Here is a 12,747-nt window from a genome sequence, read left to right as displayed (position 1 = left end):
GGTTGCTCGCCGAAAACGGATGGCTGCGCCGCCGGCTGTCATTCGAGATCACGGAAAGTGCCCAGATCGGCGATCTCGATGCGGCGAACCGCTTCATCCAGGGCTGCGCAGCCGCGGCTACGCAGTGATGCTCGACGATTTCGGAGCTGGCGCCTCCTCGTTCCGCTATCTCTCGGTGCTGGAGGTTGATGCGGTCAAGTTCGACGGGGACGCGATCCGCCACGCCCAGCGGGCGCAGAAGGGCCGTGCCTTTCTCTCGGCACTGACCGAATTGTGCCGGCGGATGGGGATCAGCACGATCGCGGAAATGATCGAAACGCCGGAAGCGCGGGATTTTGTGCGGGAGTGCGGCTGCCACTATGCCCAGGGCTATCTCTATGGCGCGCCGGCGCCGGATATCAGTCGGTTCGCGCGGCTGCCCAAAGCGGCGCTACCGGCAGCGCTTCGGCTCGGCTGAACTCGGTTCGGCAGATCGGGCGCAAGCTGATCAGAACAGCGCAGCCCCGAGTGCGGCGGCAGCGGCAAGCAGAACCAGGGGATGCAGCCTGACGCGGAACGAAACCAGCATGACCACGACTGTGAGCGCCCAGGCCGGCAGACCATGATCGGCCGCGCGAACGACGACCAGGGCGGCGGCAAGGATCAGCCCGCCTGAGACCGGCGTGATCGCCGCTTGCAGGATAAGCCGCCAGCGCGCGCTTCGGAACCGTTCCCACACACCCGCGACCAGAACCGTCAGCAGGCTCGACGGACCGATCATGCCGAGCGTGGCGACCAGCGCGCCAGCCAGACCGGCGACGTGCAGGCCGATCAGCGTCGCGATCAGCATGTTCGGGCCGGGGCTGGTCTGCGCGAGGCCGAACAGGGCGGCGAATTGCGGCGCGCTCATCCAGTGATGGCGACAACGGCACGGGCCATCGCCGGCAGGGTGCTGGCAACGCCGCCGATCGCGATCAGGGACAAGCCGGCGAACAGGCCGAGCAGCACAAGCAGGATCATCGGTGCTGCCGCCAGGCGACGAGCACGGAGAGCGGCGTCGCGATCGCGATGACCACCGGCAACGGCAGGTGCAGAACGCCGAACAGGGCGAAGGCAAGGCCGACCACGCCGGCATGCGCCGGGCGGCGCGCGGCGGGCCAGGCGATGCGCAGCGCGGCGGCCGCGAACAGGCCGGCGGCGCCGGCGGCAAGGCCAAGCAGCGCATGGTGAACGGCCGGGATCGAGCCGATCCGCTCATAGACGGCGCCGAGCCCGATCACGATGGCGACCGGCGCGGCAAGTAGCCCGGCAATCGCGATCATGGCTCCCATCAGGCCGCGCTGGCGCGCACCGAAGGCGGCAGCGAGATTGACCACATTGGGGCCGGGGAGAAACTGGCAGAGGCTGAACAGGTCGGAGAATTCGGCGGCCGTGAGCCAGGCGCGACGCTCGACCATGATGCGCCGGGCAAAAGGCAGAACCCCGCCGAACCCCGACAGGCCGGCGGTGAAAAAGCCGGAGAACAGGCCGGCAAGCGAGGGGCGGGGCGATTCGGCGGTCATTGAAATCATTATGCCCCGGCGCCGATGATCGACAAACCTGAACCGCTCGGGCAGGGTGGCGCCATGAACGATGACGACGGCAACCGCGCAGGCCAACCGGGCGGGGAACTGGCGCTGCGGGCAGGGCCGGCGCGGGCCAATCCACCATTGCCGATGGCATTGATGATCCTGCTCCTTGGACTCGCCGCCCCCTTCGTGTTCGTGCGGACGGCGCAGCCAAGCCCGTTCCTGACCATGATGGCGCTGTTGCTGCCGCTCGCCGGCACGATCGCGGTGATCGGCTCGGTCGGGTCGATGCGGCGGCTCCATGCCGACAGGGCGATACGCGCGCGGGCGGTGATCGGGACGGAAGGAATCACGCTGCACCGCCGCCCCGCCGAGGCCGAGCATCATGCCTGGGCCGATATCGCGAGCGCCGATGTGACGGCAACGGTGCTGACCCTGATCGTGCGCGGCGAGGACGGCAAGCGACTGCGGCGGGCCGTGCGCTATGCCAGGCTGGAGACGCCCGTGGAGATGCTGCGCGGGCGGATCGCGCAGGGGCTGCGCAACGGCGAGAGCGTCACAATGCCGGATCGGTTGTCATAAAAGCTTCATCGACAACCGGTCGCGTTGTCACACTGGATCATCTAGATGCCGTGACAGGACGCAGTGATGCGTTCGCTTGTGAATTCGCCATCGCAACCGAAAGGGAGATCCATCGTGCGATCAGATTCTAAACTGCGGCGCTCCGTTCTGCTGGGTGCCGGCGCCGCTGCGCTCGTCGCCGGCCTTGGCGTCGGCGTCGCGTCGGCCGCCCAGACCGTGACCCTGACCGAGACCGGCTCCTCGCTGCTCTACCCGCTGTTCAACATCTGGGTGCCGCATTTCGAGAAGGCGCATCCGGGTATCCGCGTGACGACGCAGAGCACCGGTTCGGGCACCGGCATCGCGCAGGCGATCAAGGGTCTCGTGCAGATCGGCGCGTCCGACGCTTACATGTCGAACGGCCAGCTCAAGCAGAACCCCGGCATCTTGAACATCCCGCTGGCGATCTCCGCACAGTCGATCAACTACAACCTCCCCGGCCTGAACGGGCACCATCTGGTGTTCTCCGGCCCGGTTCTCGCCGGCATCTATTCCGGCACGATCACCAACTGGGATGCCCCGGCGATCGCGAAGCTCAATCCGGGCGTGAAGCTGCCGAACCACAAGATCATTCCGGTGCACCGCACCGATGGCTCGGGCGATACCTTCATCTTCTCGCAGTATCTGAGCTTCTCGACCCCGGCTTGGAACAGCAAGGTCGGCTACGGCACCAGCGTCTCCTGGCCGGCGGTGCAGGGCGGGCTCGGCGCGCAGGGCAATCCCGGCATGGTCGAGGCGCTGAAGGGCAACAAGTACTCGATCGCTTATGTCGGCGTCAGCTTCGCCAAACAGATCGATGCCGCCCATCTCGGGACCGCGAAGCTGGTCAACCGCGCTGGCAAGGCAGTTCTTCCGACCGCGAAGACCGTCAGCGCCGCCGCCGCCGCGCTGGGTGACAAGACCCCGACCGATGAGCGCATCAGCCTGATCTTCGCGCCCGGCGCGAACAGCTATCCGATCATCAACTACGAATATGCGATCGTGAACAAGAAGCAGGCGAACAAGGCCACCGCGGACGCCGTTAAGACGCTGCTGACGTGGGCCTCCAACGAAGGCAATGCGGAACAGTATCTGAAGCAGGTCCACTTCAAGGCCCTGCCCAAGAAGATCCGCGAGCTGTCCGCGAAGCAGATCGCCCAGATCCAGGGCTGATACACGGCAGGCCGCATGGCTTGACGAGACGACCCCTGCCCTTCCGGCTTCGCCGGAGGGGCAGTTTCGTGTAAAGGGGGCGCATGTCGAAGGTGAAACCGTTCAGGCTGACCATGGCGGCGGTTGCGCTGCTGATCCCGCTGGCGCTGGCCGCCATCGTCTTCTTCCTGGCGCGCTATTCGTGGCAAGCGATCGGGTTCAACGGGCTGCGCTTCCTGTGGACGATCAACTGGAATCTCGGGAACCTCTACGGCAACACGGTGATGCGCCACGGCTACGAGGTGCCACCCGGCGCGAATTACGGAATTCTCGCCTTCATCGTCGGCACGCTGTTCTCTTCCTTCCTCGCGATCCTGTTTGCCGTGCCGGTCAGTGTGGGCGCGGCGATGTTTCTGTCGGAAAAGGCGCCGGCGCGGATGCGCCCCTGGCTGACCATGCTGGTCGAGCTTGTCGCCGTGGTGCCGAGCGTTGTGTTCGGCCTGTGGGGCATTTTCGTGCTGGTGCCGCTGATCGCGAACTGGATCAGCCCGGCGATCACCGCGGTGCTCGGCTTCATGCCCTTCTTCAACATGAACAACAGCACCGGCAGCGGCTACGGGCTGCTCGCCGCCTCGATCGTGCTGGCGCTGATGATCACGCCGATCATCACCACGACGCTTTACGACGCGCTGAACCAGGTGCCGCGCGAATTGAGGGAATCGGCCTATGCGCTGGGGGCGACGCATTTCGAGGTGGTCGCGAATACCATGCTGCCGACGGCCCGCGTCACGCTGATCGGCGGCATCGTGCTGGCCCTCGGCCGCGCGCTGGGCGAAACCATGGCTGTGCTGATGGTCTCGGGCGGCGCGCTGAACTATCTGCCGGGGACGATCTTCACCCCGATCAGCACGATGGCCGCCTTCATCCTCTCGCAGCTCGACAGCGCGCTTCAGGACCCGAGCAACATGGCCGTGAAGTCGCTTGCCGAAATCGCGCTGGTGCTGTTCGTCATCACAGTGCTGGTGAACGCCGTGGCGCGGCTGCTGGTCAGGAGAACGATCAATGCCCGCAATGCATGACGCCATGCCGGCGCGGCTGAACACGCTGGAGCGGCGGCGCTACGCGACGAATATCGCCGGGTGGGGGCTGTGCACCCTGGCCTTCCTGCTGATTGCGGTGCCGCTGCTCGACCTGGTGCTGACGGTGACGCTCAAGGGCGCATCGGCCTTCTCGGTCGCGCTCTTCACCACCTCGACCAACGGGGTCACCGGCGGGCTGCAGAACGCGATCATCGGCACGCTGGTGCTCTCGCTCGGCTCGCTCGTCATCGCCGCGCCGATCGGGATCGGCGCCGGGATCTATCTTTCGGAATACGGCTCGAACCGCCTCGCCGCGACCGTGCGATTCCTGGCCGATACGCTGACCGGCACGCCCTCGATCGTGCTCGGCTATTTCTCCTACATCACGATGGTGATCGGGTTGGGCTGGAAATTCTCGGCGCTGGCCGGGGCGATCACCCTCGCCATCATGGTCGTGCCCTATCTCGCGCGGATCACCGAGCTGTCGCTGCAACGGGTTCCGACGAGCATGCGCGAAGCGGCCTATGCGCTGGGCGCGCGGGACCACACCGTAGCCTCGCGCATCGTGCTGGCGGCGGCGGCGCCGGGGGTGATCACCGGCGTGCTGCTCTCGCTCGCCATCTCGGTCGGCGAGACGGCGCCGCTGATCTATACCGCCGGATGGTCGAACTATCTCTGGACCGGAAAGCTCACCAACGAGCCGATCGGCTATCTGACCTACGTGATCTGGACCTTCATCAACGAGCCGAATCCGCAATCCCACGCCCTCGCCTTCGCCGCGGCGCTGCTCGTGATGCTTGTCGTACTGGCGATCAATATCGGCGTGCGGATGGTAATGCGGCGCGATCCGTGATCAGCTCGCCTGACTGATATCGGCGATCAGCCCGCCGGAGAGGCGGACAAGGTCGCCACGCATGACCGGAAAGACACGGCGGGGCTCTGGCCGCGGGCCAATGCAACCAGCAGCATCTCTCATCTCAGGCGCGCCAGCAGCAGGGCCGCCTCCGCACCAAGGACGAGCCAGGTAATGAGCGCCCCGGGCGCACGGCAGAGGAATTGCTGGGCCGAATTCTCCGGCGCGATCATGCCGAACGGGTGGATGACGCGGGCGACCAGCAGCGGGAAGAGCAACGCATTCATCTCAAGCCGCCCTGCCCCGCTCGCTTCCAGCAGGGCGGCGAGAAGCAGGATCAGCGGGACGTATTCGGCGAAATTCGCATGGGCGCGGATGCGGCGGGCGAGGCGATCGTTGCCGCCATCGCCGTGGATCACCCGGAAGCCGAAGCGGCCGAAGCCGACCCAGAGCGAGAGGACGAGATAGATCAGGGCGAGCAGGGCGCCATAGCCAGCGGCGACGGTGGGGAAGGTCATTCTTCGGCTTCCGGTCTGGAGCACTTTCCGGTCCTTCCGGATCGGATGTCGTGCTCTATCATGTTGATGGTCTATGACAGATCCAGCGCCTGCGCGGCGGCGCGCACGGCATCGCGCAGGGCGCCCGGGGTAAAGGGCGAGATGAGGCCGGCGGCCGCGACCAGGCCGCCGAAGGGGCGGGAGCCGCCGAGGCCGCAGAGATCCACATAGGTATCCAAGGCAGCACGCTCGTCACGCTGCGAGGTGACCCAGAATTGCAGCGCGCAACACTGCGCCAGGGTGTAGTCGATATAGTAGAAGGGCGAGCGGTAGATATGCATCTGCGCCTGCCAGCGGCCGCCCATCGCGGGGTAGGTAAGGTCGCCCCAGTCCCGCCATGGCAAATAGAGCTGTTCGAGGCGGCGCCAGATCGCGTGGCGTTCGGCGGGCGTAAGGTCGGGATTGGCGTAGATCTCGTGCTGGAAGTGATCAACGCAGACGCCGTAGGGCAGGAATTCCAGCGCGCCGATCAGGTGCATCCGCCGGTAGCGCGCGGTGGCGGCGCCGAACATTGGCTCGATATGCGGATGGGCGAGAAATTCCAGGCTCATCGAATGGATTTCCGCCGCCTCCATGGTCGGCCAGAAATAGTCCGACACCGGCAAATGCCGGCTCCTGTAGTTCTGGAAGGCGTGGCCCATCTCATGGGTGAACACGTCGACATCGTGATGCGTGCCGTTGAAATTGGCGAAGATGAACGGCATGCCGACGCTCGGGAAACTGGTGCAGAACCCACCGCCGGCCTTGGCCGGGCGGTTGTCGAGATCCATGAAACCGCCCTTGTGCTGATTCCGGGCTCAATTCGCCCGGGATTCCGAGATTAACTCGCCCGGGATTCCGGGAATTATTCGCCCACCTATTCCGAGATTAATTCGCCCACCTGTTCCGACTTTTATTCGCCCAGGCGGGCGGGGTTGGCCGGGTTGGCTTGAGGTCTCTGCTGGCTGGTTCAGGTTCCCTCCCTTTGGCTGATCGAGGGAGCGGATGAATGCCAGTGGAGCGGATTGCGATGCGCGATGTGCGCGAGATTGTCAGATTGAGGATGGCGGGGCTTTCGACCCGCCAGGTGGGGATCCGGGTCGGGGTTGCGGCATCGACGGTGCGCTTGACGCTGCGGCGACTGGAGGCGGCCGGGCTCGATGGGCCAGGGGCTCTGGCGCTGTCCGAAGCGGCATTGGAAAGGCGCTTGTTCGACGGCGCGGTGGGCAAGCGGCCGGGGCATCGACGTGTGGATGAGCCGGACTGGGGGCGTATCCGCCGCGAGTTGCAGCGCAAGCACGTGACGCTGTCGATCCTGTGGGACGAGTATATTGCCGAGCACCCGGATGGGTATCGCTACAGCCGGTTCTGCGAGCTCTACCGGAGCTGGGAAGCCCGGCTACCGGTGACGATGCGCCAGACCCACGCATCGGGCGAGAAGCTGTTCGTCGATTATGCCGGCGACACGGTGCCGGTGGTGATCGACCGGCTCACCGGCGAGACGCGTGCGGCCCAGATCTTCGTCGCCGTTCTCGGCGCATCGAGCTTCACCTATGCTGAGGCGACCTGGACCCAGACCCTGCCGGACTGGATCGAGGCGCATAATCGCACTCTGGCAGCAATTGGCGGCGTGCCGGCGCTGCTGGTGCCCGACAACGCCAGGGTCGCGATCATCCGCGCCTGCCTCTACGATCCACAGGTCAACCGGACCTACACCGATATGGCGCGCCATTACGGCACGGCCATTCTCCCGGCGCGGCCGCGGCGGCCGCGTGACAAGGCGAAGGTCGAGGTGGCGGTTTTGCTGGCGGAGCGGTGGCTGCTGGGCAAGCTGCGCAACCGGGCATTTTACGGCCTCGCCGAACTGAATGCCGCGATCGCTGAATTCTGCCGCTGGCTGAACGAGGAGCGGGTCGTCCGTCGCCTGGGGGCGACAAGACGGCATCTGCTGGAAACACTCGATCGTCCCGCGCTGAAGGAACTGCCGGCCGAACCCTATGTGCTGGCGCAATGGCGGCGCCGGCGGGTCGGCATCGATTATCACGTCGAGATCGAGAAGCATTTTTACTCCGTCCCCTACCGGCACGCCCGCGCCGAGGTCGAGGCCCGGTTCACCGTGCGCACGGTCGAGATCTTTCTCCGTGGCGAACGGATCGCCGTGCACGCACGCAGGCCGGGTAACGGCAAACACACGACGATCGCCGAGCACATGCCCTCGAGCCACCGGCGTTATGGCGACTGGACCATCGCACGGATCCATCAGGAAGCCGCACGGCTTGGTCCCTCGGTCGCGACACTCTGCACCCTGATCCTCGAACGCCGGCCTCATCCGGAGCAGGGGTTCCGCGCCTGCATCGGCATCCTTCGCCTGGCCCGCAGTGTTGGCGCCGACCGGCTCGATGCCGCGGCCGAGCGCGCGCTCACCATCGGCACCCTGACCTACGGCTCGGTCAAATCCATCCTCGATAACCGGCTGGAGCGAGCCGCCGGCACCGCCAGTCCCGATCCCACCCCGATCCGCCACCCCAACATCCGGGGCGGCGGATATTTCCACTGATGACAAGGAGAAGCCTCATGCTGAACCATCCGACCCTCGATCAGATCCACCAGCTCGGTCTTGCAGGCATGGCCCGCGCGTTCACCGAGCTGCACGCCAATCCCGAAACCCCCAGCCTCAGTCACGCCGAATGGCTCGGTCTTCTGCTCGACCGCGAGATCACCGTCCGACGTGACAAGCGGTTGAGCACAAGGCTGCGCCATGCCAGGCTGCGCCATGACGCTGCAATCGAGGATGTCGATTACCGGAGTGCCCGCGGCCTCGATCGGGCTCTGTTCCAGAAGCTGATCCAGGGTGAGTGGATCGACGCGCACGACAATCTCGTCCTGAGCGGGCCGACAGGGGTCGGAAAATCGTGGCTGGCCTGTGCCCTCGGTCACAAGGCATGTCGCGATGACAGGACCGTGCTCTATCAGCGCGCCCCCAAACTCTTCGCAGAACTCGCGGTCGCCCGCGCCGAAGGGCGTCACGGCCGGATGATCCGCACCCTCGGTGCCGTCAATCTACTGATCCTCGACGACTTCGGCCTTGCTCCACTCGACGCCGGCGCCCGTCACGACCTGCTCGAGATCGTCGAGGATCGCTACGGCCGCCGCGCCACCATCATCACCAGCCAGATCCCCCGGCGCATTGGCATGAGCTGATCGGCGATCCGACCTACGCCGACGCCATTCTCGACCGTCTGCTCCACAATGCCCACCGCATCGAACTCACCGGCGAAAGCCTGCGCAAGATCCGCAAGCAAACCCCAAAAACCGCTTGACCCAACGAGAACAGGAGAGCAACGAAATCAACAGCCACAGAGACCGCTACCCGGGCGAATAAATCTCGGAATCCCCGGGCGAATAAACGTCGGAATCGTGGGCGAATTAAAATCGGAATCCATGGGCGAATTCTCCGGAATCCGCACCCTTGCGCATCGCCTCGTAGAATGCGGCCAGGCGCGGGTCCATCGCCGCGAACATCTCCGCCGCCGCGCCTTCCAGCACCGCCCGCCCGCCAATCGGCTTCGGATTGCCCTGGGGGTCGATCATCGGTTCATCCCAGGCCATCAGGCGATCGAGCCCGTTTTCGGCGCGGCGGCGTTCCATCAGCCGGGCGACGAGGGGACGACGTGGCGGCGGACTTCCTCGCGATAGGTCGCGACCTCGGCCGGCCCGTAGTCGAGCCGCCCCATGCGGCGATAGGCGAGCGGGGTGAAGTTGGCATCACCCAGGGTGCGGGCGATACGGTGGCGGAGCTTCACCAGCCGGTCGTAGAGGTCGTCGAGCGCGGCGCCGTGCTCGGCGAAGAAGGCCCAGCGGGCGGCGGCGGCATCATGGCGGATTTCGCGGTCCGGGCTTTCGGCATAGGGGCCAAGGCCGGAGAGGTTCAGCGTCTGGCCGTCGAACACGATGCGGGCACCGGCGAGCAGTGACGTGTAGTCGGCAGCGAGCCGGGATTCGGTTTCGAGATCGGCGGCGATTTCGGGCGGAAGGTGGTGACATCGTTGCGCCACATCTCCAGCGCGTGGGCACCGAAGCGGGCTTCCAGCGGGGCCGGATCGAGGCTCAGCAGCCGCGCCTTGAAAGCAGTCTCATGATTGGCGACCACCGGGCCAAGCGCGTCCGCATATTCACGGGCCGCTTTGCGCCCACCATCGGCGGTATCCTGCGAGAAACGCAAATGAACAAGGCTCGACCAGGTAGCGTAATCCCGCCGGAGTGATTCCCATGCATCGATGGCAGGGCCGATACCCCCGGCATCCAGCTCGGTGTGCAGCGCCCGATAGGCCGCGGCAAGGCTGCCCTCCGATGGGGTTTCTGCGGTGATCTGTTCGAATTGCATCGTCACTCCCTGTCAGCGGACCGAGAGGTGATGTGGGGCGGCGGATGAATGAAAAAAGGCGCGGCCGAGGCCGCGCCCTTCATCTGGTCGAAAATGAAGCCCGCGATCAGGCCGCGGCTGCGCCGTCAGCTTCAGCCTCATCGGTTGATACCTCCGGCTTCGGGCCGCTATCCTGACCCTTCGCGGCGGGATTACGATCGACGAGCTCGATCACCGCCATGTCAGCGGCATCACCATAGCGCATGCCGGCCTTCAGAACGCGGGTGTAGCCACCGTGACGCTCCTTGTAGCGATCGGCCAGCGACTCGAAGAGCTTGGCAACGATGATATCGTCGCGCAGCAGGGCATGAGCCTGACGACGTGCATGAAGACCACCGCGCTTGCCGAGGGTGATCAGCTTCTCGGCCACTGGCCGCAGCTCCTTCGCCTTCGGCAACGTGGTGGTGATCTGCTCGTGCTTGAGCAGGGCGACCGCCATGTTGCGGAACATGGCCGCACGGTGGGACGCGGTGACGCCGAGTTTACGTCCTGCAAGGCCGTGACGCATGGGAGTGACTCCGGATCAGTAAAGACGAAAAGCGATGGGTTGAAAGGCGATCAGAACGGATTGTCGGAGCGTTTGACCAGCTCCTCGATATTTTCAGGCGGCCAGTCCGGCACCACCATGCCAAGGCCAAGGCCCATGGCAGACAGGACTTCCTTGATTTCATTCAGCGACTTGCGCCCGAAATTCGGCGTACGGAGCATTTCCTGTTCCGACTTCTGAACGAGATCGCCAATATAGACAATATTGTCGTTCTTCAGGCAGTTTGCCGACCGAACCGAAAGCTCCAGCTCGTCCACCTTGCGAAGCAGGTTCGGGTTGAACGGCAATTCCGGGCGCGGCTCTTCGGCACGAAGGCGCTGCGGCTCCTCGAAATTGATGAACATGCCGAGCTGGTCTTGCAGGATACGGGCGGCAAGCGCCACCGCGTCTTCCGGAGTCACCGCACCATTGGTCTCGATGTTCAGGATCAGCCGGTCATAGTCAGTGACCTGGCCAACGCGGGTCGGCTCAACGCGATACGATACGCGGCGCACCGGCGAGTAGATCGAGTCCACCGGAATAAGCCCGATCGGCGCGTCTTCGGGGCGGTTGGCGGCGGCGGGAACATATCCACGACCGGAGTCGACGGTGAGTTCCATGCCGAGCGTCGCACCATCGTCCAGTGTGCAGATCACGAGCTCAGGGTTCATCACTTCGATATCGTGGCCGGCCTGGATCATGCCGGCAGTAACCTCGCAGGGGCCGGTCGCCGACACGGTCATCCGCTTCGGGCCATCACCATGCATGCGCACGGCGATCTGCTTGATGTTGAGGACGATGTCGGTCACGTCCTCACGAACGCCGGCGATCGACGAGAATTCATGCAGCACACCATCGATCCGCACCGCCGTGACGGCGGCACCGTGCAGGGATGACAGCAACACGCGCCGCAAGGCATTGCCGAGGGTCAGGCCGAATCCGCGCTCGAGCGGCTCCGCGATGATCGTCGCCACGCGCATGTCATCAGCGCCGGGCTCGATATCCAGTTTCTCAGGCTTGCGCAGCGACTGCCAGTTCCGCTGCAATGCCAAATGCGTATCTCTCAACATCAGTCCCTCCGGTCAGGCGGGCAAGCCGCCCTCACCATCCAAAAACGTTCCGGCTCCGGCGTGGCGCCAAGCCCTCCGGTTACGGCCGGGCCGCACCGGCGGCCCGTGCCGTCAGACGCGGCGACGCTTGCGCGGACGGCAGCCGTTGTGCGGAATCGGCGTGAGGTCACGGATCGCGGTAATCGAGAAGCCAATCGTCTGCAGGGCGCGCAAGGCGCTCTCGCGACCGGCGCCGGGGCCGCTAACCTCGATTTCCAACGTTTCCATGCCATGCTCGCGCGCCTTGCGCCCGGCATCCTCGGCAGCGACCTGGGCCGCGTACGGGGTCGACTTGCGGCTGCCCTTGAAGCCCTGGCTGCCGGCAGACGACCAGGAGATCGCGTTGCCCTGGGCGTCCGAAATGGTCACCATCGTATTGTTGAAGCTCGCGAGAACATGCGCGACACCGGAGGTGATGTTCTTGCGTTCCTTGCGGCGGGGACGCGTGGAGGCTGCTTTGGCCATGAATAATCCTGTCTCTGTCTCGATACGCCCGCCCATGGTCGGCGGGCGCTGAAAGTCGGGTAGATGCGAAGAAGGGACTTAGCGGGTCGCTTTCTTCTTGCCGGCAATCGCCACGGCCTTACCCTTGCGGGTGCGGGCGTTGGTGTGGGTACGCTGGCCGCGAACCGGAAGACCCTTGCGATGCCGAAGCCCGCGGTAGCAACCGAGATCGACGAGGCGCTTGATGTTCATGGCGACTTCGCGGCGCAAATCACCTTCGACGCGATAGTCCTTGTCGATCAGCTCACGAATCTTCATGATTTCGTCTTCGGAGAGCTGGTTGACGCGCTTCTCCTCGCCAATCTCCAGCGCCTGGCAGATTTCACGCGCCTTGGCCGGCCCGATACCGTAGATATACCGCAGGCTGATCAGCACGCGCTTGTTCGAAGGAATGTTTACGCCGGCAATACGCGCCACG

General features: G+C 65.1%; 16 protein-coding genes and 2 pseudogenes. 7 read left to right on the top strand and 11 right to left on the bottom strand.

Annotation, left to right across the window (positions count from 1 at the left end; genetic code table 11):
* Positions 1-127: 127 nt before the first annotated feature.
* Positions 128-457 (top strand): EAL domain-containing protein, encoded by a 330-nt coding sequence (locus ACIDOCELLA78_RS89775; protein ID WP_249675895.1) that lies wholly within the window; start codon positions 128-130, stop codon positions 455-457.
* Between the two features lie 30 nt (positions 458-487).
* Here ACIDOCELLA78_RS89775 and ACIDOCELLA78_RS89770 read toward each other — a convergent pair whose 3' ends face one another.
* Both ACIDOCELLA78_RS89770 and ACIDOCELLA78_RS89765 read right to left on the bottom strand, forming a co-directional pair.
* Positions 488-889 carry a chromate transporter gene (locus tag ACIDOCELLA78_RS89770; RefSeq protein ID WP_249675892.1) on the bottom strand — a complete coding sequence of 134 codons (402 nt, stop codon included), beginning with the start codon at positions 887-889 and terminating at the stop codon, positions 488-490.
* 106 nt (positions 890-995) lie between these two features.
* Positions 996-1,541, bottom strand: coding sequence for a chromate transporter (locus ACIDOCELLA78_RS89765; RefSeq protein ID WP_201728826.1), 546 nt, complete (start codon positions 1,539-1,541; stop codon positions 996-998).
* 24 nt (positions 1,542-1,565) lie between these two features.
* Here ACIDOCELLA78_RS89765 and ACIDOCELLA78_RS89760 point away from each other — a divergent pair, with 24 nt between their 5' ends.
* The 4 genes from ACIDOCELLA78_RS89760 (at position 1,566) to pstA (ending at position 5,231) form a co-directional block, all read left to right on the top strand.
* Positions 1,566-2,129 carry a hypothetical protein gene (locus ACIDOCELLA78_RS89760; protein ID WP_201728825.1) on the top strand — a complete coding sequence of 188 codons (564 nt, stop codon included), beginning with the start codon at positions 1,566-1,568 and terminating at the stop codon, positions 2,127-2,129.
* Between the two features lie 114 nt (positions 2,130-2,243).
* A complete protein-coding gene (gene pstS, locus ACIDOCELLA78_RS89755) occupies positions 2,244-3,320 on the top strand; it encodes a phosphate ABC transporter substrate-binding protein PstS (RefSeq protein ID WP_201728824.1) in 1,077 nt (358 codons plus the stop codon).
* Between the two features lie 83 nt (positions 3,321-3,403).
* Positions 3,404-4,378, top strand: a complete 975-nt coding sequence (gene pstC / locus ACIDOCELLA78_RS89750; protein ID WP_201728823.1) for a phosphate ABC transporter permease subunit PstC — start codon at positions 3,404-3,406, stop codon at positions 4,376-4,378.
* A complete protein-coding gene (gene pstA / locus ACIDOCELLA78_RS89745) occupies positions 4,362-5,231 on the top strand; it encodes a phosphate ABC transporter permease PstA (protein WP_201728822.1) in 870 nt (289 codons plus the stop codon). Before pstC ends, pstA begins: the two co-directional genes overlap by 17 nt.
* 119 nt (positions 5,232-5,350) lie before the next feature.
* Here the strand turns inward: pstA and ACIDOCELLA78_RS89740 are convergent, their stop codons facing one another.
* Positions 5,351-5,749 carry an MAPEG family protein gene (locus ACIDOCELLA78_RS89740; protein WP_201728821.1) on the bottom strand — a complete coding sequence of 133 codons (399 nt, stop codon included), beginning with the start codon at positions 5,747-5,749 and terminating at the stop codon, positions 5,351-5,353.
* Between the two features lie 71 nt (positions 5,750-5,820).
* Positions 5,821-6,582, bottom strand: a pseudogene (locus ACIDOCELLA78_RS89735) (M3 family metallopeptidase); the annotation flags it as partial.
* A 215-nt stretch (positions 6,583-6,797) separates the two neighbouring features.
* Between ACIDOCELLA78_RS89735 and istA the strand changes: the two are divergent.
* Both istA and istB read left to right on the top strand, forming a co-directional pair.
* Positions 6,798-8,324, top strand: coding sequence for an IS21 family transposase (gene istA, locus ACIDOCELLA78_RS89730; RefSeq protein ID WP_201727680.1), 1,527 nt, complete (start codon positions 6,798-6,800; stop codon positions 8,322-8,324).
* Positions 8,325-8,341: 17 nt separating this feature from the next.
* Positions 8,342-9,087 (top strand): annotated as a pseudogene (istB, locus tag ACIDOCELLA78_RS89725) (IS21-like element helper ATPase IstB).
* Between the two features lie 106 nt (positions 9,088-9,193).
* Here istB and ACIDOCELLA78_RS89720 read toward each other — a convergent pair.
* The 7 genes from ACIDOCELLA78_RS89720 to rpsM all read right to left on the bottom strand — a co-directional run bounded on the left by ACIDOCELLA78_RS89720 (position 9,194) and on the right by rpsM (position 12,746).
* The gene (locus tag ACIDOCELLA78_RS89720; protein WP_249675889.1) at positions 9,194-9,415 is read right to left on the bottom strand and encodes a hypothetical protein; all 222 of its coding nucleotides are present in this window, start codon (positions 9,413-9,415) and stop codon (positions 9,194-9,196) included.
* Positions 9,415-9,717, bottom strand: a complete 303-nt coding sequence (locus tag ACIDOCELLA78_RS89715) for a hypothetical protein (RefSeq protein ID WP_249675887.1) — start codon at positions 9,715-9,717, stop codon at positions 9,415-9,417. The genes ACIDOCELLA78_RS89720 and ACIDOCELLA78_RS89715 overlap by 1 nt, the downstream gene beginning before the upstream one ends.
* Positions 9,696-10,151 (bottom strand): hypothetical protein, encoded by a 456-nt coding sequence (locus tag ACIDOCELLA78_RS89710; RefSeq protein WP_249675884.1) that lies wholly within the window; start codon positions 10,149-10,151, stop codon positions 9,696-9,698. The genes ACIDOCELLA78_RS89715 and ACIDOCELLA78_RS89710 overlap by 22 nt, the downstream gene beginning before the upstream one ends.
* A gap of 106 nt (positions 10,152-10,257) precedes the next feature.
* Positions 10,258-10,698 carry a 50S ribosomal protein L17 gene (gene rplQ, locus ACIDOCELLA78_RS89705; protein ID WP_201728820.1) on the bottom strand — a complete coding sequence of 147 codons (441 nt, stop codon included), beginning with the start codon at positions 10,696-10,698 and terminating at the stop codon, positions 10,258-10,260.
* A 50-nt stretch (positions 10,699-10,748) separates the two neighbouring features.
* Positions 10,749-11,768: a DNA-directed RNA polymerase subunit alpha gene (locus tag ACIDOCELLA78_RS89700; protein WP_201728832.1), complete on the bottom strand. Its 1,020-nt coding sequence runs from the start codon at positions 11,766-11,768 to the stop codon at positions 10,749-10,751.
* A 129-nt stretch (positions 11,769-11,897) separates the two neighbouring features.
* On the bottom strand, positions 11,898-12,290 hold the full coding sequence (gene rpsK, locus ACIDOCELLA78_RS89695; RefSeq protein ID WP_201728819.1) for a 30S ribosomal protein S11: 393 nt from the start codon (positions 12,288-12,290) through the stop codon (positions 11,898-11,900).
* Between the two features lie 78 nt (positions 12,291-12,368).
* Positions 12,369-12,746 carry a 30S ribosomal protein S13 gene (gene rpsM, locus ACIDOCELLA78_RS89690; RefSeq protein ID WP_201728831.1) on the bottom strand — a complete coding sequence of 126 codons (378 nt, stop codon included), beginning with the start codon at positions 12,744-12,746 and terminating at the stop codon, positions 12,369-12,371.
* Between the last annotated feature and the right edge of the window lies 1 nt (position 12,747).

It is taken from the genome of Acidocella sp. C78 (assembly GCF_907164655.1).
Note: the sequence above shows the minus strand (reverse complement) of the source record. Positions and strands in the feature narration are given on the sequence as shown.

Coding starts and splice junctions, on each gene's coding strand:
- ACIDOCELLA78_RS89775 (WP_249675895.1), top strand. CDS start 128: ATGCTCGACGATTTCGGAGCTGGCGCCTCCTCGTTCCGCTATCTCTCG.
- ACIDOCELLA78_RS89770 (WP_249675892.1), bottom strand. CDS start 889: ATGAGCGCGCCGCAATTCGCCGCCCTGTTCGGCCTCGCGCAGACCAGC.
- ACIDOCELLA78_RS89765 (WP_201728826.1), bottom strand. CDS start 1,541: ATGACCGCCGAATCGCCCCGCCCCTCGCTTGCCGGCCTGTTCTCCGGC.
- ACIDOCELLA78_RS89760 (WP_201728825.1), top strand. CDS start 1,566: ATGATCGACAAACCTGAACCGCTCGGGCAGGGTGGCGCCATGAACGAT.
- pstC (WP_201728823.1), top strand. CDS start 3,404: ATGTCGAAGGTGAAACCGTTCAGGCTGACCATGGCGGCGGTTGCGCTG.
- pstA (WP_201728822.1), top strand. CDS start 4,362: ATGCCCGCAATGCATGACGCCATGCCGGCGCGGCTGAACACGCTGGAG.
- ACIDOCELLA78_RS89740 (WP_201728821.1), bottom strand. CDS start 5,749: ATGACCTTCCCCACCGTCGCCGCTGGCTATGGCGCCCTGCTCGCCCTG.
- istA (WP_201727680.1), top strand. CDS start 6,798: ATGCGCGATGTGCGCGAGATTGTCAGATTGAGGATGGCGGGGCTTTCG.
- ACIDOCELLA78_RS89720 (WP_249675889.1), bottom strand. CDS start 9,415: ATGGAACGCCGCCGCGCCGAAAACGGGCTCGATCGCCTGATGGCCTGG.
- ACIDOCELLA78_RS89710 (WP_249675884.1), bottom strand. CDS start 10,151: ATGCAATTCGAACAGATCACCGCAGAAACCCCATCGGAGGGCAGCCTT.
- rplQ (WP_201728820.1), bottom strand. CDS start 10,698: ATGCGTCACGGCCTTGCAGGACGTAAACTCGGCGTCACCGCGTCCCAC.
- rpsK (WP_201728819.1), bottom strand. CDS start 12,290: ATGGCCAAAGCAGCCTCCACGCGTCCCCGCCGCAAGGAACGCAAGAAC.